17 protein-coding genes are annotated in these 18747 nt (G+C 45.4%); 7 read left to right on the forward strand and 10 right to left on the reverse strand.

Translation table 11 applies throughout. The features are described from left to right. The first annotated feature begins 229 nt into the window (after positions 1-229). The 3 genes from KXD93_RS28135 to KXD93_RS28145 all read left to right on the forward strand — a co-directional run bounded on the left by KXD93_RS28135 (position 230) and on the right by KXD93_RS28145 (position 4942). Positions 230-2749 carry a PIG-L family deacetylase gene (locus KXD93_RS28135; RefSeq protein ID WP_258140896.1) on the forward strand — a complete coding sequence of 840 codons (2520 nt, stop codon included), beginning with the start codon at positions 230-232 and terminating at the stop codon, positions 2747-2749. Positions 2750-2953: 204 nt separating this feature from the next. Continuing rightward, a complete protein-coding gene (locus KXD93_RS28140) occupies positions 2954-3139 on the forward strand; it encodes a hypothetical protein (protein ID WP_258140897.1) in 186 nt (61 codons plus the stop codon). Positions 3140-3247: 108 nt separating this feature from the next. After that, positions 3248-4942, forward strand: a complete 1695-nt coding sequence (locus KXD93_RS28145; protein WP_258140898.1) for a sodium:solute symporter family protein — start codon at positions 3248-3250, stop codon at positions 4940-4942. Positions 4943-5075: 133 nt separating this feature from the next. Here KXD93_RS28145 and KXD93_RS28150 read toward each other — a convergent pair whose 3' ends face one another. From KXD93_RS28150 to KXD93_RS28165, 4 genes are all read right to left on the reverse strand, one after another. Further along, positions 5076-5405 (reverse strand): YnfA family protein, encoded by a 330-nt coding sequence (locus KXD93_RS28150; protein WP_258140899.1) that lies wholly within the window; start codon positions 5403-5405, stop codon positions 5076-5078. 86 nt (positions 5406-5491) lie between these two features. After that, complete coding sequence (locus KXD93_RS28155; protein ID WP_258140900.1) at positions 5492-6343, reverse strand: DUF2911 domain-containing protein; 852 nt, start codon at positions 6341-6343, stop codon at positions 5492-5494. A 450-nt stretch (positions 6344-6793) separates the two neighbouring features. Next, complete coding sequence (locus KXD93_RS28160) at positions 6794-7303, reverse strand: anti-sigma factor (RefSeq protein ID WP_258140901.1); 510 nt, start codon at positions 7301-7303, stop codon at positions 6794-6796. Next, positions 7300-7881 (reverse strand): RNA polymerase sigma factor, encoded by a 582-nt coding sequence (locus KXD93_RS28165; RefSeq protein WP_258140902.1) that lies wholly within the window; start codon positions 7879-7881, stop codon positions 7300-7302. Before KXD93_RS28165 ends, KXD93_RS28160 begins: the two co-directional genes overlap by 4 nt. A 369-nt stretch (positions 7882-8250) precedes the next feature. On the opposite strand from KXD93_RS28165, the gene KXD93_RS28170 reads away from it, so the two are divergent. Further along, positions 8251-8640, forward strand: a complete 390-nt coding sequence (locus KXD93_RS28170) for a DUF6249 domain-containing protein (protein WP_258140903.1) — start codon at positions 8251-8253, stop codon at positions 8638-8640. 92 nt (positions 8641-8732) lie between these two features. Here the strand turns inward: KXD93_RS28170 and KXD93_RS28175 are convergent, their stop codons facing one another. Together KXD93_RS28175 and KXD93_RS28180 are read right to left on the reverse strand one after the other, a co-directional pair. Beyond that, a complete protein-coding gene (locus KXD93_RS28175; RefSeq protein WP_258140904.1) occupies positions 8733-9242 on the reverse strand; it encodes a DinB family protein in 510 nt (169 codons plus the stop codon). Beyond that, the gene (locus KXD93_RS28180) at positions 9217-10437 is read right to left on the reverse strand and encodes a sensor histidine kinase (protein ID WP_258140905.1); all 1221 of its coding nucleotides are present in this window, start codon (positions 10435-10437) and stop codon (positions 9217-9219) included. Before KXD93_RS28180 ends, KXD93_RS28175 begins: the two co-directional genes overlap by 26 nt. A gap of 309 nt (positions 10438-10746) precedes the next feature. On the opposite strand from KXD93_RS28180, the gene KXD93_RS28185 reads away from it, so the two are divergent. After that, positions 10747-12228: a sialate O-acetylesterase gene (locus tag KXD93_RS28185; protein WP_258140906.1), complete on the forward strand. Its 1482-nt coding sequence runs from the start codon at positions 10747-10749 to the stop codon at positions 12226-12228. Here the strand turns inward: KXD93_RS28185 and KXD93_RS28190 are convergent, their stop codons facing one another. After that, a complete protein-coding gene (locus tag KXD93_RS28190; protein WP_258140907.1) occupies positions 12229-13254 on the reverse strand; it encodes a GntR family transcriptional regulator in 1026 nt (341 codons plus the stop codon). Positions 13255-13651: 397 nt separating this feature from the next. Between KXD93_RS28190 and KXD93_RS28195 the strand changes: the two genes are divergently transcribed. Continuing rightward, a complete protein-coding gene (locus KXD93_RS28195) occupies positions 13652-16369 on the forward strand; it encodes a family 78 glycoside hydrolase catalytic domain (RefSeq protein WP_258140908.1) in 2718 nt (905 codons plus the stop codon). A gap of 112 nt (positions 16370-16481) precedes the next feature. Next, a complete protein-coding gene (rhaT, locus tag KXD93_RS28200; protein WP_258140909.1) occupies positions 16482-17561 on the forward strand; it encodes an L-rhamnose/proton symporter RhaT in 1080 nt (359 codons plus the stop codon). A 54-nt stretch (positions 17562-17615) separates the two neighbouring features. Here rhaT and KXD93_RS28205 read toward each other — a convergent pair whose 3' ends face one another. From KXD93_RS28205 to KXD93_RS28215, 3 genes are all read right to left on the reverse strand, one after another. Beyond that, positions 17616-17777 carry a hypothetical protein gene (locus KXD93_RS28205; RefSeq protein ID WP_258140910.1) on the reverse strand — a complete coding sequence of 54 codons (162 nt, stop codon included), beginning with the start codon at positions 17775-17777 and terminating at the stop codon, positions 17616-17618. An 86-nt stretch (positions 17778-17863) separates the two neighbouring features. Continuing rightward, positions 17864-18202 carry a cupin domain-containing protein gene (locus KXD93_RS28210; RefSeq protein ID WP_258140911.1) on the reverse strand — a complete coding sequence of 113 codons (339 nt, stop codon included), beginning with the start codon at positions 18200-18202 and terminating at the stop codon, positions 17864-17866. A 5-nt stretch (positions 18203-18207) separates the two neighbouring features. After that, positions 18208-18567, reverse strand: a complete 360-nt coding sequence (locus KXD93_RS28215) for an MmcQ/YjbR family DNA-binding protein (protein WP_258140912.1) — start codon at positions 18565-18567, stop codon at positions 18208-18210. Positions 18568-18747: the final 180 nt, after the last annotated feature.

An 18747-nucleotide genomic window follows, 5' to 3' on the forward strand; every position in this document is an offset into this window, starting at 1 on the left:
GCTATCAAAGCCTTTTCGTCACCCTAATCCCATCTTTCGCGGTGCTGTTTTGCATAGCACTCATTTTTAATAGTTTTGTTATGGGTAAAGAAAAAATATGAATAAATATTCCGGGGGGATTCAGTTGAAAAAAGCTAGGCTTTCAGCTTCTAAAAGACCACTTTCTTCCCGACTTTCGGACTTTACTGACTTCCGGACTTTCCCAACTTCTTTCAATATATTTGTTTACATGAACAGCATTAAATTCATCGCCGCATTTTTATTTGTGGCTTCTGTTGCCGCTGCACAAACAGCACCTCCCAGCGACATCGCAACCATACAACAAAATTTCAAGAAACTTGACGTACTCGGCAGTGTGCTTTACGTAGCAGCCCACCCGGATGACGAAAATACCCGCCTGCTGGCCTACCTGGCACAGGAAAAGCATTACCGCACCGGCTACCTGTCAATGACGCGTGGCGATGGTGGGCAAAACCTGCTGGGCAATGAGCAGGGGGAGCTGTTAGGGTTGATCCGCACGCAGGAATTACTGGCAGCACGCCGGGTTGACGGTGCAGAACAATTTTTTACCCGGGCTAATGATTTTGGCTTTTCGAAGGGGCCGGAGGAAACATTGAAGATCTGGGATAAGGAAAAGGTGTTGAGCGATGTAGTTTGGGTGATCCGCAAGTTCAGGCCCGATGTGATTATTTGCAGGTTCCCTACCACCGGCGAAGGCGGACACGGGCATCATACCTCATCGGCAATTTTAGCGCAGGAGGCATTTGCCGCCGCTGCCGATCCGAAGCGTTTCCCGGAGCAATTGGCGTATGTACAGCCATGGCAGGCTAAAAGATTATTGTGGAACACCTTTAGTTTTGGCAGTGTTAATACCACCAGCCCTGACCAGTTTAAGATTGATGTGGGCGTTTATAACCCAACACTTGGCAAAGGCTACGGTGAATTGGCTGCCGAAAGCCGCAGTAATCATAAAACGCAGGGCTTCGGCTCTGCACGCCAACGCGGCAGCTCATTTGAATATTTCAAGACCATTTTGGGTGATGCCCCGCAAGCCGATTTAATGGATGGCGTAAACACTACGTGGAAGCGCGTTAAAGGCGGTGAAGATATTGATGCAGGGATAAATATCATCCGCAAGAATTTCGATGCTGATAAACCGCAGCAATCGGTGCCGGCCCTTGTGAAGCTGCTTGCTAAAGTTAGCCAGCTGACCGACGCTTACTGGCGCGCTCAAAAAACAAAAGAGCTTAACAATTTAATAACTGCCTGCGCCGGACTATGGTTTGAAGCTTACGCTGCCGAGCCAACCTACGCCGTTGGCGGGCAAATAAGCATTCGTTCACAAATAATTAACAGGTATGGCTTAAATATTTCGCTCGATAAGCTAACGGTAATACAGCACCAGGATAATGCCGGCAACACCAAAGACTTTTTTGAGCCGGAAGCGCAGTATGAATTGCCGGTAACCAATAAGACGATCCCGGCCAACGAGCTTCAAACAATCAGCAACGATTGTGTGGCCGGGGCTATTTCACAACCCTACTGGCTTGAGTCGCCTCACCCTATTGGTGTTTATTCCATTAGCAACGAGGGCAATATAGGCAACCCGGAAAACCCCGGCGCCCCAATAGTAAGGTTTGAGTTTTTGATAGAAGGCCGCCCGGTTGTAGCAGACCGAAAGCTGGAATTTAAATACGTTGATCCGGCTAAGGGCGAGATTTATCAACCTGTAGAGATCACGCCCCCAGTCACCGCTAACATAGTTGCCAAGGATTATATCTTCAACTCGAAGCAGCCGCAGAACATCGAAATAAAATTAAAGAGTTTCACCAAAGCATCAGGTAGTATCAGTTTAAAACCTTTGACGGGGTGGAAAATAAGCCCTGAGAAAATTGATTTTTCAGGCAAGGAAAAAGGCGATGAATGGTCAGCTGTTTTTATGGTGAGCCCAATGGATGGTCAGCAAAAAACCGGCGTTTTGCTGGCTGTAACAACGGCTAATGGTAAACAATATGCATTGGGCCTACAGCGCATCAGGTATGATCACATCCCTAATATCACCTTGTTCCCCCCATCGCAAACCAAACTCATTGATATCGACCTGAAAATTGCAGGCAAAAAAATTGGGTATATAGAAGGCGCAGGCGATCTTGTGCCCGAGGCATTGCGCCAGGTGGGGTATGATGTACATGAGCTGAGCGAAAAGGAGATAATGAACGGCGATCTTTCCGGCTATGATGCCATTGTTACCGGGGTGCGTGCCTACAACGTGAATGATCGTTTAGCCATTGAGCAGCCCAAATTGCTCGAATATGTAAAAAATGGCGGCAACCTGGTTGTTCAGTATAACAACAACAACGGGCTGGTAACCAAGCAAATTGGTCCGTATCCATTCCGACCGGTTAACCAGCGGGTTACGGATGAAAATGCAAAGGTGACCATCCTGGATAAGCAAAACCCTATTGTAAACTACCCCAACACCATAACCCAGGACGATTTCAGCGGCTGGGTACAGGAACGCGGGCTTTATTTTGTAGGCGATATCGACCCTAAATATCAGCAGGTATTGCAAATGAACGATCCCGGCGAGGCGCCCAATAGTGGGGCGCTGATCACTGGCAATTACGGCGAGGGGCGATTTGTTTATACGTCACTGGCATTTTTCAGGCAATTGCCGGCGGGTGTTCCGGGGGCATATAAGCTGTTCATCAATTTGCTGAGCAAGCCAAAAACGCAGGTGAATCCATAACGCAAACTGTAGGGCCGTATCGCATACGCCCTCGCCGCGCGACGAATAATACAAATGAACTAGATAGCGTTGGTTGCCTGTATTGTGTATAAGGGCGTATGCGATACGCCCCTACGGAAAAATAAACACCCCAAACAATTAACACTTCGCCTATTGCGATACATTATTTAATCTTTATTTTTGCTCCATAATAAATCGATTGTCATGACACATCACGAAGAAGAAAAAAGCTACGATTACCTGTATTACCTGATAGGATTGCTGAGCGGCCTGTTTACAGGTGTAGTTATCGACTATACTGCCATTCTTATTCCAATTTTAGGCGTTGTGGGCCTGTTATTTGCGGGCTTTTTCCTGAACGTTTTCGTGAGAGGACGTGGCCAGGCCTGATCCTGAGCTGCCTGCATTTATACGTAGCTGGAACCAGTTTTATGGCATTGTTGCCGGCTGGCTGGTCCTGCTAATTGTTGCTTTCTGGCTCATCACCATCATTTTTGAATGAGCTTAACCGACTGGATCGTCCTTGGCGTTACGCTGCTTACCATTGTAATATATGGTGTATGGAAAAGTGGCGCCAACACAAATATCGATCAGTTCCTGATGGGCAACCGCTCCCTCCGCTGGTACCACGTGGGGCTGTCGGTAATGGCTACGCAAGCCAGTGCTATCACCTTTTTATCCGCACCCGGCCAGGCCTATTCCGATGGGATGCGCTTTGTGCAGTTCTACCTCGGCCTGCCGCTGGCCATGATCGTGCTCTGCGTTACATTCGTACCCATCTTTCATAAACTTAAGGTTTATACCGCTTACGAATTTTTAGAAAACCGTTTCGACCTCAAGACCCGTGCGCTAACGTCCTTTTTATTTTTGATCCAGCGCGGGCTGTCCACCGGCATCACCATTTATGCGCCGTCCATTATCCTGTCGACCATCCTCAACATCAATACCGTTTATACCACGCTGTTTATTGGTTGCCTGGTAATATTCTACACCGTTTACGGCGGTACTAAAGCCGTCTCGTATACGCAGCTGCTGCAAATGAGCATTATTTTTTTAGGGATGTTTTTTGCCGGGGCCATGGTGGTGCACCTGCTGCCCGATAATGTAGGTTTTGTTAAGGCCATTAAGCTGGGTGGTAAGCTGGGCCGTATGAACGTGATAGACTGGAAGTTTGACCCGAGCAACCGCTACAACGTTTGGAGCGGGTTGATCGGCGGTTTCTTTTTGCAGCTTTCCTATTTTGGTACCGACCAAAGCCAGGTGGGCCGCTATTTAACCGGCAGCTCCGTTGGGCAAAGCCGGATGGGGTTGATCATGAATGGGCTGCTCAAGATCCCGATGCAGTTTTTAATCCTACTGATAGGCGTGTTGGTTTTTGCATTTTACCAGTTTAACCGACCGCCCATGTTTTTTAACCAGTACGAGGTAAAACAGGTAAAGGCAAGCAGCTATGCCGGGCAATATAATAAGCTTGAAGACCAATATACCGCAGTATTTGCCGCCCGTAAAAACAAGGCGGATGCACTGGTAAGGGCATTGGATGGAAACGACAAAATACAAATAAACCAGGCGCAACAGGACTTAAAAGTTGCCGATAAGCAAGCCGCTGACATCCGCAAGGAAGCCATCGGTATTATGAAAAAGAACAATGCCAAGGCAAATGAGGATGATACCAATTACGTGTTCCTTAACTTTGTTACGCATTACCTGCCCCGTGGATTGATCGGTTTGTTAGTGGCTATTATATTTTTGGCCTCCATGGGCTCAACGGCAAGCGCATTAAACTCGCTGGCATCTACCAGTGTGGTTGATATTTATAAGCGCATCATCAACCCCGGCGCTACCGATAAAAACTACTTGTATGCCTCAAGGTTAGCCACCATTTTTTGGGGACTGGTTTGTATTGGGATGGCGCTTTACGCCAGCAAGGTTGGTAATTTGCTGGAGTATGTAAACCAGCTTGGTTCGTATGTATACGGTACCATATTGGGCGTGTTTGTGGTAGCCTTTTATTTAAAAAGGATAAGAGGCAACGCGGTATTTATAGCCGCTGTTATTACAGAGCTAACCATTTGCCTGCTGGGCGTTTTCGGGCTGGTTGCCTATTTGTGGCTAAACGCGATAGGTTGTATTATGGTGATTGTAATTGCTGTGGGCATTAACCCGTTATTTCCTGAGAAGCGGTTAAACTAAGATTTTTAAGATTAATAGGATTTTAGGATGCTTTTCTTTTTTTGAACCATGATTCGCTTGATTTAAGGATGACAGGATTGTTAGCTTTATTAGCATCAAGTAATCCTAAAATCCTTTAATCATCGTTCAAAAACTAACGACGCGGCATATAGATAATTATACAGGCGCCTATCAACGCTATTGCGGCTCCGATAATATCATATTTATCGGGTTTAAAGCCATCTACCTTCCAGGCCCACAGCAGGGCCATTACAATGAAGATGCCGCCGTAGGTGGCGTAAACCCGGCCGAAGTTAGCAGTTTGCCAGGTGGCTACGACACCGTAGAGCACCAGCACCAACCCGCCGATGATGCCGTACCAAACAGGCTTATCTGATTTTAACCACAGCCAGATCAAATAGCCGCCGCCAATTTCGCACAGCCCGGCTAATACGAAAAGACTTAACGATTTAATGATGCTCAAATTTTTATTGGGAAAAGATTAAAAAAAATCCGCCTGGCCCGGCAACGTTTGCCATAATTCCATTTTCTGGAAAAGAAGTCCCAAAATTAACTTTTAGCCTGGTCAATAACGGCTTGATTTAGCCTCACATATTCATCGTCGTTACTTGCCTTTGCCATGTCGACACCTTGTTGGGCAGCTTTGATTGCGGCTTCCTTATCGCCCATTTTAAGGCGGATGCGGGCTTCCCATAGCTTAAACCATGAACCTTCAGGTTCCACCTTTTGCGCCTCAAGGGCCCATTTCAATGCGATGTTTAAATCCTTATTATTTTCATAATAATACTGTATGGCATTAAAGTAATAAGGCTTGCGGTCGCCCCTCATTAGTTTATCAATGTTGGCCATTATCTTCGCGTCATCATCCGTATTTAGCTTAATATATACTGCGGTATGATCCCACACCAGGTGCAGATCGGCAGAATGCGTGGTTTCATTTGCAAATTGAATAGTGAAGCTTTCGCGTTTTTCAGCAAGGTAGATAGGCTTTATCGTAAAACGCAAAAGGTCGTCGGCTTGCTTGTAGTCGTAAGCGCCCCATTGCTTTGCGGTTTTATTTAAAATAATTGTCCACTCATCCTTATCAGGAATACTGAAAAGAGAATAAGTTCCGGCAGGTACCTTGTGCCCCTCTATTATCACGTTTTCTGTAAAGCTTATGGTGGTAGCGGCATTTGCGCCGGTGCGCCAAACCTGCCCGTAAGGGTTTATTCCGCCAAAAATAACCCGCCCTTTAACGGCTGGCCTTGAATAAGTTATGGTGATTTTGCCTAAGCCAAAATCCTGAATAATGGTTTGTGTAGGGCTCGCCTCCGGAATACGTGGAGCCTGCGCGTTGCTTTTACAACAAATGCCTGTTAAAAATATAACAAGTAGTAGGTATAGGTATTGCTTTTTCATGGTTGGAATGGTTGTCATGTCGGAATTAAGATCAAAAGTAAGGAACCGGGGGTAAAGACAAATCTTTCTGAAAAACAAACCTGTTAGCTCATATTTAACCAACTACGTTCTTTTTCATCTTGACTCTTGTCTCTTGCTTCTTGACTTTTAACGTACTGCTAAGTTATTAATTGTCGCTTTATTATAATATCAGACTTGAAAATATTACAAAGGTAAAGTCGCATAAAAAAATAAAAGCCCCCCACACTTGCTGCGGGGGACTTTCAACCTAAACCTTATCACAATTGAACTGGTGAGTACCAGTCCGCATATTGTTTATCAATTACTGTACCAAATAATATGCGGTGAAATATATTCTGCCAAAAAGCCTGTATGACAAAGGTGCGTTATATGCTTTTTAAATGTACCGCAGGGTATACATCAATAAAAACGTGTTGTTTTTTTTATACACTACTTGATCTGTTTTGCAACATTTTTTCGACGCAGAAAGGTGTCGAACAAAAACAAGCCAAGCACTACGTCGAAAAACAGGAAGCCCTCAACAATTGGCTTTGATATGCTGCTGCTTATCTGCGGAACCTTAAAGTCAACCGGCACCTTTGCCGCAACATCCGGCAAGCTCTGGGCCGACCAGTTAAAACTAACCAGGGTATAGGTAATGAACCCCGCCAGGGCAATAATAAAGAATAAGGCTATCCCCATAATTATCCGCTTGTTGATAGCGGCCTTAAGCGGCACCTGCGCATTTTCGGTGCGGATGGCCTCAATTACATTGTACGTAAAAGCCATAGGCGGCTCGTCAAGCTCAATGGCTGAAAACTCATTGTTAAGCGCCAGCAATTCCTGGTATTTGAGGCGATAGGCTTCATCGCTTGCGATAAGCTTTACAATGGCGCTTTGCTCATCCGGCGTGCAATTGCCGTCAATGTAGTTCCAAAGTTGTTCTTCTATATGATTCATATCAGTTCCTTTGCTTCATGTTTTAAATTGCGTTCCAGCTTGTCTTTTAAACGCTGGCGCGCCCTGAATAATTTTACCTTCACCGTATTGGCCTCCATGCCCAGCGCCTGCCCTATTTCCTCCAGCGATTGTTCGCCTTTGTAAAACATGGTTATTATGGCAGCATCGTCGGGCAAAAGCTGTTCAATGGCCTGGTTAAGATAAAAAGACCTCGACTTATTTTCCGCATTGTTAACGTCATAAGCCGAAGATTGGCTTTCTACCTGTATAAAAGTGCCTTCGTCATCAATCGAGTCAGTGTCCACCCGCTTCTTCCGCAAAAATGTCATGGCAGTGGTATACACAATACTATAAAGCCACGTACTGAACTTTGCCTGCCTTTGGAACGTTGATAACGAGCGGTATGCCTTTATAAAGCAATCCTGCGCAATCTCCTCGGCATCTTCCCGTCCCTTTGCAAAACGCATGGCCAGCGTAAACACAAAGCGCTGGTGCCGCTTAACCAAATCGGCATACGCCGACTGGTTTCCCGCCAGTACCTGGTCTATCAACTCTATATCCGAAAGCTTGCTTTGCATTTATATAGATCTCTGACGATGTATTATCAGTTGAGGTTACACTGTTTTGTAAAGATAGTTGTTTTTGGTTGTGTAAAGTTGTAACGGTTGTAGTTGTTGTAGGGGTTGTAATGGTTGTAGTTGTTGTAAGAGTTGTAATAGCAAATAATATTTATCCGATTTCCGTAGGGGCGTATTGCATACGCCCTTGACACCAGTTGGGTTGAAATATTGTATAGGGCGTATGCAATACGCCCCTACAAACAAACATTTACAACTTTTTTCAATCTATGTGTAACCTCTTTAAAAATCATGTGGTCATAGCTTACAAATACACCATAATGGTGCTTTAAACAAAAACAAATTATTAAAAATTAAGAATTAAATATCATGGAAGATCACGCAAAAGAACTTGGAGTAATGGTGGCAATTATAGTGCCTTTAGCCTTATTCGCAATGATTTTTGGAATTGTTTACCTTGCCAAACGCGAAAGAATGGCAATGATTGAACGCGGTATGGATCCGCGCAGGTACAAAGTTCAATCGGCTCCTTTTCTAAACTTAAAATGGGGTTTATTAATGATAGGCGCAGGCCTGGGCTTATTTTTGGCTTACGTTTTAGATAATACCTTGTTTGCCCACATCGCACACCGGTTTGATGACGACGGCAACCCCGCTATCTATTTTTCACTGATTGCGATATTCGGCGGCCTGGGTTTGTTTATCTCTTATCTTATTGAGAAGAAGGAGAATGATAAAGGCGGAGATAAGTTAGATTAAGTTGATTTGGTGAGTGGTTGATTATTTAGTTGAGAAATAACATAGGACAGGCAAACTTAATCAACCCAATCTAACTCAATCAACCTACTCAACTATAAATAACGCTCCTTCAAAATATTCCAGTGATGCTGCTCGTGCCCTGCAATCATATAGGCATAAGCGCGAACAGAAAAGGGACTGCCGCTGGCAATTCCTTTTTGCATGGACTGCTGTTCTGTTAACGACTTGAACAGGTAAATGCTCGATTCACGAATTGTTTTAAATTCATTTGCAAGGTCTTCAAGCGGGCGGCTGTTAAAGGTCGCCTGCTCCATATACACATCCTGGTCGAAACCCGGCAGCGTTATCGACTCGCGCGAGAAAACCAGTGCCCGGTAAGCAAACACTCTTTCGGTATCGGCCATGTGGCCCAGCACCTGCTTAATGGTCCATTTGCCATCGGCATAAGCATGCTTGGCTTTTTCATCGCCTAAACTGGTAAATAATTTGTAGCTTTCTTCCTGCTGGCGTTTAAAGATGTCTAAAATTGGCTCATCGCCCACCAGCTTTACATAGCGGCCGGCATATTCCGAATACTCATCGGGATTTGGTCTGTTTATCATATCGAACGTTTTTTAATACAATTCTAAAGGTAGTTCCCTTCCCAACTTCCGAATCCTTCACAAAAATTTGCCCGTTGTGGTAATTTTCAATCATGCGCTTGGTTAGCGACAACCCGAGGCCCCAACCTCTTTTCCTGGTAGTATAACCAGGCTGAAATACCGTGTCAAATTTGGAACGTGGAATGCCCTTCCCGGTATCGCTTACATCAATAAATACCTGCTTTTTAATTTTGTTGCCTGAAATGTCAACATGAATCTGCCCTTTGCCTTCAATGGCGTTAACCGCATTTTTAAGCAGGTTTTCCAGCACCCAGTCAAACAATGGCACATTTAACCCGGCCACCAGGTGCGGGTTGCCGGTGAGCTCGAAGCCGATATTTTTGCTTACCCTTACCCTAAAGTAGTCTACAAAATCCTTCACCACCTCGTAAACCTTATGCTCTTCAAGCTTTGGTGTTGAGCCGATCTTTGAAAAACGATCGGCAACAATTTCGAGCCGTTTTACGTCGTTTTCCATCTCAACAATCAGGGAGTCGTTTTCTGAAAACCGTTCCTTCATCAGCTCAATCCATGCCATTAATGAAGATATAGGGGTGCCCAGCTGGTGTGCTGTTTCTTTGGCAAGCCCAACCCAAACCTGGTTTTGCTCTGATTTTCGCGACGAGCTGAATGCCGTATAGGCCAGCAATAAAAATATGGCGATGACCGAAAGCTGGATATAAGGGAAAAACTTTAGCTGGGTAAGCAGGTCCGAGTCCTTGTAATAGACAAGCCACTCGAGGTTATTGCCCATTACCTTAAGCCTGATAGGCGCATGCTGCGATTTCATGTAAGCCAGTTCCGACTCAAAATAAGGAAGGTCGTATTTCTTGTTTTTATTTCCTTCGGCTTCCAGTTTTATATGCGTTTTTCCTGGGTCGAGGCCCCGGGTAAACTGGATATCCCCCTTCAGATCGGTAACAATTGCCGGAACAAGCGAACTATCACGTACAGCTATGGTATAGTTCAGAAAATCGTTATCATCAGATGATAGGATCTGTTTCATGCTCATGGCCCAAACCTCCGCACGGGTACGTTCGGAGCGGGCAATGTTGCGCACAAGGTAACTGGTATACAATAATGAGCCGCTCGCGATTATTACCGCAAACGTGAGCAACGAGTATTTCCAGCGTTTTTTTTGTTGGTATGGATTCATGGGTGTAAGAAGTCCGAAAGTCAGTAAAGTCCGAAAGTCCGAAAGATTGTCCAATGGATATCAGTAGGGAAAGTTCGAAAGGGCGGCTTTCTTATATCGGCCCAAAATACGTATTTAGTATGAAAGACAGAAAGCGAAGCCGCAGTTAACCATTGCCGCAGTTTGGCCCGTGTATTTACGGCGGCAAAATATTACAGCAAACAAAGCTCCCATATGTTTTAATATGCCCGATATTCTTTATTTTGGTACCGAGTTTAAACTGTTGATTATGTTAATTATTGTGTCCTTAATTTATTCAGCCGCCCGGGTATGAAAATGAGATGGGTGAGCCTGTTGCTGCTGGTATTACTGGCAGCCGGCTGTAGTAAAAAGGAAACCCCGGAGCCGCAAAAGCATACCGGCACAGGTAGTTTTGCATTAGGCTCGCTGCTGCAAAGCAATATGGTGGTGCAGCGCGACAAGCCCCTTGTAATTTGGGGAACAGCAGCAGCAAATGAAAAGGTAACAGTAAACGTAAGCTGGAACCTAAATACCCTCAATACCTTTGCCGATGCCTCGGGTAACTGGAGGCTAAGCATACCTGCAAGCCCTGCCAATGTCAACCCGCAAACCATAACTGCCAAGCCTGATGGCGGGGCGGGGATAGTGCTTACCAATATTTTATTAGGGGATGTGTGGGTTTGTTCGGGTCAGTCGAACATGGTGATGCCCGTTGATGTGATTGCGCCCTTTACAGGGGTGATTGACTACCAGGCCGAAATAGCCGCGGCCAACTACCCATTGATCCGCACGCTTGCCGTGCAGGAAGATTACGAAAACAGCCCGGCCACAGAACTAAAGAAGGCCGTAAAATGGAATATTTGCTCGCCTCAAAACGAAGGGAGCTTAAGCGCTGTTGCATACTTTTTCGCCCGCAAGCTGCATATTACGCTTAATGTACCCATAGGTATTATTGTATCGGCCATTAACGGATCATATTGCCAGGAATGGACCAATACGGATGCTATTGCAAGCGACCCTGTTTTAACTGCCAATTATTCCGGCAACAGTTCAACGCTGTATAACGGGATGATCAGCCCGCTCACAAACCTCGCCATCCGGGGTTTTATTTGGTACCAGGGAGAAAATAACCAGCACGATGATCCGGCAAGCTATACCAGGCTTAATAGTGCGTTGATAAAAGGCTGGCGAACGCAATTTAAGGACGCAGCCCTTCCATTTTACCTTGTACAACTAACACCCTTCGCCGAAGATTATAACACCACCAATCCACCGGGCGGTGATAAAACACTCGACTATCTTGCAAAGTTCAGGGAGGGGCAGGCCAATGTTTTATCCACCCCGGGCACGGGCATGGCTGTTACCATGGACGTTGGGGAAGAAGCCAATCATCACCCCCGCAACAAAAAACCGGTTGGTGAAAGGCTTGCGCTGCTGGCTTTAAAAAACACCTTCAACCAAAATGTTGAGTGTTATGGGCCTCATTTTTCGTCGTGGTCGGCAAATGGTAATACAGCAACTATCAGTTTCAGCGCAGGCACCGCAAATGGCTTAACGACCATTAATAACCAGCCTTTAAAACAGTTCTTTTTTGTTGCCGGTACTGATCAAGTTTTCAGGCAGGGTGTTGCAAACATAGCAGGAAATGGGATTACAGTAGTGGCCCCTGCAGGTACGCCCCTGCCGATCCTGGCTGTAAGGTATGCCTTTACCAATGCGCCGGTAACCAACCTGCAAAACGCTGCCGGGTTGCCTGCGGAGCCGTTTAGAACGGACAATTGGGGTAATTAATTACAGGGAGTTTCTATAAGTAACCTTAAAAGGTATGGCAACATGCTCCTTGCCGTTGTTGAGCACCATTTCGGCGGTCTTTTCGCCCATCAGCTTAAAGTTGGTGGATATGGTGGTGATGCCGTTAAGGATGATCTTTTTAAGCGGCGTTTCGTTATAGCTGATCACGCCGATATCTTCACCGATCTTCAGTTTATCGCCGATAATTTTTTCTATCAGCTCCACCAAATCGTCCTCCATTAAATTGATATAAACAGTGCCGGGCTGCAGGGTTTCGTTTTTCAGGGAGTGGATGATGCCATATTCGAAGGCATATTTTCCGCAAAAATTCAAGAACCCGGTTAGGATCTCCTTTGAATAATAGCTATGTTCAGGGAAGATGATTTTGAGCGTATGGTACTTGCTCAGCTGTTCCACAAGTTGTTCCAGGGCGAAATAAATATCCTGTTCAAAATTCTCGTATACTGCACCAAAGTTGCCGGTTAAGCCCTCTAAAAGCTTATCCATCAGGATCAGCTTATCCTTAGGTAGTTCATTAATAACGGCTATGGCATTTTCGGTGCTTTCGATAAAATGCGGAATGATCACCAGTTTTGAATAGTGCTCGATGCTGTTTGCCAGCAGCTTTTTAAATACGTTGAAATTATTGTTGTAGATGTAAAAATCAATGGCTGCGTTACTGCCCAGCGTTTCGGCAAAGGCATCGTAAATTATTTTTTTGTGGCTGCTCAGCTTGTTAAAAAGCAGCAGCACTTTTACAGGCTGATTAAATGAGGTTGCCGAGATAAAATATCCTTTACCCGCTATAGACTTGATAACGTTGTATCGTTTTAATTCCTTATAGGCGCGTTCAATGGTATTGCGCGAAACTTCGAGGGCAATGCTCAGGTCGTTTATTGAGGGCAGGATGTCGTCCTTGTCAATTTTCTTTTCTTCGATGCCCCGTAAAATGGAATTGCTTATCTGCAGGTACTTAGGGGTAATGGAGTACTCATCAATATTAATGATCTTTAAATAATTTTTCATCTGCCTTTACCTGCGTTAGCTTGATCGGGTAAAACTAAATATTTATTCTAAAAATAAAGCACGCCAAATGGCAGAGGGATAAATTTTCGTTGGTTGATGAGCAACATTTTCAAAATGCGCCGTAGGTGCAAAATATCGGTAGAAAATATACCGCGGTCTTCAATCTTTTTTATATTCTTTCTACCGACATTGAACCCCGATGGGGTTCTTTTTAGCAATGAAAATACCTTGCCGGTAAAAATGGAATAAGATCCAGAACCCTTTTACAACCCTAAAAGCGCATTGATTTTTTCCACTGCCAAGCCCACATTGTTACATACCAAGACAGTAAAGGATAGTTAACTAGATGCATTTTCATTAACTTGGCTACCCAATTAAACACATCCTGATTAACCAAATGAGAAAGATCCTAACTTTATTTTTTGTCCTGCACATAGCTGGTTTTTGTTTTGCACAGGTTAAGGTTCAATACCTGCTAACCGAAAATACCGTAGACCCCATTAGCATTGATGCTATTAACCCCAGGCTTAGCTGGCAACTGAACGCCGGCGATAAACGTGGTGTAATGCAAACAGCCTATGAATTAAAAGTAAGCAGCGCAAAGGATAAACATGAAGTTTGGAAAACGGGCAAGGTAATGTCCGATCAATCCATGTATATTATTTACAAGGGCGAGCCGCTTGCAGCCGGCCAAAAATATATTTGGCAGGTAAGGATTTGGGACAACGCAGGCAAGGCATCTGCATGGAGCGAACCTGCCAGTTGGCGCATGGGGCTGCTTACCGCCGCCGACTGGAAGGCCCAATGGATTACGCCTGCAGGCAAGGAAGACTCAATCAACCGCCCGAGCCCCCTGCTTCGCAAACAGTTTTCGCTTACAAAAAAGGTAAAATCGGCTTTCGCTTACATCACAGCACATGGTTTATATGAGGCACAGATCAATGGCCGGCGCGTTGGCGATGCCTATCTTACACCCGGATGGACCAGTTATAACAAACGCCTGCAATACCAGGTTTATGACGTTACCAACATGCTGCAGCCCGGCGCAAATGCAGTTGGCGCAACGCTGGGCAGCGGCTGGTACCGGGGACATATAGGGTTCCCATCGGTAGGAAACAAATACGGGAAGGATATCTCTTTGTTATTCCAGCTGGAAGTTACCTATACCGACGGCACAACGGCGACCATCATATCGGACGATACCTGGAAGACCTCCACAGGGGCGGTAAGGTTTGCCGAGATCTATTATGGAGCCGTTATAGACGACAGGAAAGAGCAAAAAGCCTGGTCGACTGCAAATTTTGACGATAAAAAATGGACTGCCGTTAACGTTAATAACTTTAATAAGGACGTTTTGGTAGCTACCATAAATGAACCTATCAGGAAACATGAAACCTTTAAGCCGATAAAGATCTTTAAAACGCCAAAAGGTGAGCAGGTGATAGATTTCGGCCAAAACCTCGTTGGCTGGATCCAGATGAAGGTGAACGGGCATGCTGGCGATACCGTCAAGATCTCGCATGCCGAGGTGATAGACAAGCTTGGGAATTTTTATACCGAGAACTTACGCTCTGCCCGTGCAGAGAATGTATTTGTGCTGAAAGGCGACGGCAAGGAAACATTTGAGCCTCAATTTACCTGGCAGGGATTCAGGTTTATAAAGGTAGTGGGCTACCCGGGCGAATTAAAACCCGAGGACTTTACAGCCATTACCCTATATTCTGATATGAAGCCGGAGGGAACATTCTCCTGCTCAAACCCAATGCTTAACCAGTTACAGCATAATATTCAATGGGGCCAAAAAGGCAACTTTTTAGATGTACCTACTGATTGCCCGCAGCGCGACGAGCGTTTGGGCTGGACAGGTGATGCGCAGGTTTTCTCGCGCACCGCATCGTACAACATGAACGTGCATAACTTTTTTACCAAGTGGATGAAAGACGTCGCGGCCGATCAATTTTCAAGCGGCAGCGTGCCTTTTGTTATACCTAATGTTATTGGCGCCGGCGAACAGGGCGGCAGCACCGGCTGGTCTGACGTATCAACCATTATTCCATGGAATATCTATTTAGCCTACGGCGATAAACAAATCCTGGAGAACCAATATGCCAGCATGAAGGCCTGGGTTAAATTCATGGAAAACAAAAGCCGTAACGACCTTTGGAACACAGGAGACCACTTTGGCGACTGGCTGTTTTACAGCGTAAATGACGATACCGACGGCACCTCGGCTATCACCAGTAAATACCTGATCGCGCAGTGTTTTTATGCTTATTCAACGCAGCTGATGATCAACACTGCGCAGGTTTTAGGCAAAAAGGACGATGAGGCTTATTATACCGATCTGTTGGCCCGAATTAAAAAAGCCTTTGTAAACGAATATGTAACACCGAACGGACTGATCTCGTCCGACACGCAAACAGCGTATGTGCTGGCCTTGCAATTTGACATGCTTCCCGAGAATTTAAGGGCACAAGCTGCGGTAAGGTTGGTTGATAATATACACCGTTATCGTAACCACTTAACCACCGGCTTTTTGGGAACCCCTTATTTATGCCACGTGTTGAGCAGGTTTGGTCATGCCGATGTTGCTTACCAGCTATTATTGCAAGACACTTACCCATCATGGTTGTACCCGGTAAAGATGGGTGCCACAACCATTTGGGAAAGATGGGACGGCATCCGTACTGACGGTACATTTGAAACCCCGACCATGAACTCATACAACCACTACGCATACGGCGCGATCGGCGACTGGATGTATCGCGTTGTAGCAGGGATCGACACAAAAACAGACGCGCCGGGCTATAAGGAAATCACCATAAAGCCAACAATAGGAGGCAACCTGCAAAATGCATCGGCTGACTATGAAACCAATTACGGCAAGGTGAGCTCGCACTGGAAAATTGACGGTGCAAACTTTTTGCTTGATGTGGAGGTGCCTGCAAATACAACAGCCACCGTTTATATTCCGGGCACCAGTAGCAGCTCGATAACGGAAGGCGGCAAGGCAATGGCATCGGTTCCGGGAATAAAAGCAGGCGATGCAGCTGACGGATATGTGGCTGTAAATGTAGGGTCGGGCGTTTATCATTTTGTAACGGCAAAACCGTGATTGTAGGGGCGTATCGCATACGCCCTCTCGTTCGAAACAATACAAAATAAACCAATAACAAAAGGGCGTATGCAATACGCCCCTACAATAAAACCTAATAATAAACCAAACCATGGGCATAATTTTCGGCGTATTTTTTCATTTCATTGGGGGCTTTGCATCCGGCAGCTTTTATATTCCCTATAAAAAAGTTAAGGGCTGGGCCTGGGAAAGCTTTTGGATAGTAGGCGGGATTTTTTCGTGGCTTATCGTGCCACCGCTGGCAGCGTGGCTCACCATTCCAGGCTTTGCCGAAATTATCAAAAGTGCCGGTTTCGATGTTTTAGGATGGACATACCTGATGGGCATTCTTTGGGGCATTGGGGGCTTAACCTACGGGCTCGGGGTTCGTTACCTTGGCGTATCGTTGGGCAGCACCATCATATTGGGCCTTTGCGCTGTGTTTGGCTCACTGGTACCGTCAGTTTACTATGATTTTTTTCCGAAGGCAGGCAAGGATACCATCACCATGCTGGTTACCTCGCATTGGGGGCAATTGGTATTGCTGGGGATAGCAATTTGCGTTATCGGTATTATTATTTGTGGCAAGGCGGGCACCATGAAAGAAAAGGACCTTGCAAAAAACTCATCAGCGAAGGAAGAAAATAAAGACTATCGTTTTGGATTAGGAATTTTTGTAGCTATTGTTTCGGGTATCCTGAGCGCCTGTTTCAACTTCGGTTTAGAGGCCGGTAAATCAATGGCAGATACTGCAAACACAGTTTGGACTGCTGCACATCCTGGCGCCGGCAACTTCCTGTTTAGGAACAACGTGGTTTACATAGTAGTACTTTGGGGCGGACTTACCACCAACTTTATCTGGTGCATGATACTGAACGCCCGCAACAAAACATTCAGCAACTATACTGATCCGAAAACGCCACTGTTAAAGAATTATCTCTTCTCGGCATTGGCCGGTACAACATGGTTTTTACAGTTCTTTTTTTACGGGATGGGCGAAAGCCGGCTTGGTAACGGAGCAAGCTCCTGGATCCTGCACATGGCCTTTATCATCCTGATAGCCAACGTATGGGGACTTGTATTAAAGGAATGGAAGGGTGTAAGCAAACAGGCGTTCACAACCGTTTTAGTTGGTATTGGGGTAATTATATTATCAGTGCTTGTTGTGGGGTATGGAAATGCGATAAAGTAACACAATGTGTTCCCATAGCGATGGGTCCTGAAACCCATCGCTATGACGGCTAATTTATTTCCTGAACATCGACGCTATCCAGATAATAAGCGCAATAACAACAATTACGGCAATAATGCCAACAACGGCTCCGGCCTTAAAAATGCCTGCAATTACCGAACAGCTGCTTAAGCAAAGCAGCATTAAAATAAGCGATGGAAAATATAATCTTTTCATGGTAGGTTTTTTTAACAGGTATAATACCATGAAGCCTGAATAAGTTTTAGTTGCTTCCAATTATTTTAAAAGCCGTCATCTTCAATTCATAGATTCACCCTGTCGCCATGTGCTTTTGGCTCCGAGATCACTAAGAAATGCAGATCGGCCCCGCCATTATTTGAAATGCGGTGCCGGGTATTGGGCGTTATGTGAATGGATTGATTAGCCTCAACGGTTTGAAGTTTCCCATCCATCTCAAAGGTTGCTGTTCCCGAAAGGATATAAAACACCTGCTGTGCACGATGGTGATAATGCAATTGCTCGCCCAAAGCAGGCGGAATGCGTTCCTGGATCACGCTTAAGGTATCCGATTTTAAAAGGTGCCAGCCATCGCACTTTTCTCCCCATATGTAATGTTCAGCATTTTCCGTCGAGGTAATCATTGCTATTAGTTATTATTCGTTTCGTATTCCCGTATCAATTTTTTGGTGGCGCGGTTTCGCCAGGCGGTTAAAAGCAGTAGTTCCAGGTCGGCGGGCAGTACAGTTTTAAGGCGGACGAGCATATAATCGTAATTAAAATAATGGTCCGTCACAAAAAAAGCATCCGGTTTGGTGGTGATCCACCTGTCGCGTTCAAGGGTTTGCAGCACAAGGGTTTCGCCATCATCCCACAGCCGGGCAAAATACTTTTTGTTCACATAAAAAGCGGGTGTGCCAAAGCAAAGCTTCTCCTCAACGCCGGGTAGGGGCATTAGCTTTTGTCGTAAAAACTCAAGGTAAATGAAGGTATCTGCGCTCATTTCCATTGGGCTAATTTCGGAAGAAAATCGTTAACGAACACCATTCGACCTAAATCAGGGCCAGGGGCGATTGACCTATGATAATCAGGTAAAATTACCCCATAAAATCGCGTGTTTTTACGGGACCTGCCGGCGACTGATTTGCCTAAATTTATACCTCCAGCACGACATTCACCCGAAAATAAA

The organism is Mucilaginibacter phenanthrenivorans (genome assembly GCF_024721155.1).
Classification (GTDB): domain Bacteria; phylum Bacteroidota; class Bacteroidia; order Sphingobacteriales; family Sphingobacteriaceae; genus Mucilaginibacter; species Mucilaginibacter phenanthrenivorans.

Coding starts and splice junctions, on each gene's coding strand:
- KXD93_RS28140 (WP_258140897.1), top strand. CDS start 2,954: ATGACACATCACGAAGAAGAAAAAAGCTACGATTACCTGTATTACCTG.
- KXD93_RS28205 (WP_258140910.1), bottom strand. CDS start 17,777: ATGAAAAGATTATATTTTCCATCGCTTATTTTAATGCTGCTTTGCTTA.
- KXD93_RS28155 (WP_258140900.1), bottom strand. CDS start 6,343: ATGAAAAAGCAATACCTATACCTACTACTTGTTATATTTTTAACAGGC.
- KXD93_RS28210 (WP_258140911.1), bottom strand. CDS start 18,202: ATGATTACCTCGACGGAAAATGCTGAACATTACATATGGGGAGAAAAG.
- KXD93_RS28160 (WP_258140901.1), bottom strand. CDS start 7,303: ATGAATCATATAGAAGAACAACTTTGGAACTACATTGACGGCAATTGC.
- KXD93_RS28180 (WP_258140905.1), bottom strand. CDS start 10,437: ATGAATCCATACCAACAAAAAAAACGCTGGAAATACTCGTTGCTCACG.
- KXD93_RS28185 (WP_258140906.1), top strand. CDS start 10,747: ATGAAAATGAGATGGGTGAGCCTGTTGCTGCTGGTATTACTGGCAGCC.
- KXD93_RS28135 (WP_258140896.1), top strand. CDS start 230: ATGAACAGCATTAAATTCATCGCCGCATTTTTATTTGTGGCTTCTGTT.
- KXD93_RS28145 (WP_258140898.1), top strand. CDS start 3,248: ATGAGCTTAACCGACTGGATCGTCCTTGGCGTTACGCTGCTTACCATT.
- KXD93_RS28190 (WP_258140907.1), bottom strand. CDS start 13,254: ATGAAAAATTATTTAAAGATCATTAATATTGATGAGTACTCCATTACC.
- KXD93_RS28170 (WP_258140903.1), top strand. CDS start 8,251: ATGGAAGATCACGCAAAAGAACTTGGAGTAATGGTGGCAATTATAGTG.
- KXD93_RS28175 (WP_258140904.1), bottom strand. CDS start 9,242: ATGATAAACAGACCAAATCCCGATGAGTATTCGGAATATGCCGGCCGC.
- KXD93_RS28195 (WP_258140908.1), top strand. CDS start 13,652: ATGAGAAAGATCCTAACTTTATTTTTTGTCCTGCACATAGCTGGTTTT.
- rhaT (WP_258140909.1), top strand. CDS start 16,482: ATGGGCATAATTTTCGGCGTATTTTTTCATTTCATTGGGGGCTTTGCA.
- KXD93_RS28215 (WP_258140912.1), bottom strand. CDS start 18,567: ATGGAAATGAGCGCAGATACCTTCATTTACCTTGAGTTTTTACGACAA.
- KXD93_RS28165 (WP_258140902.1), bottom strand. CDS start 7,881: ATGCAAAGCAAGCTTTCGGATATAGAGTTGATAGACCAGGTACTGGCG.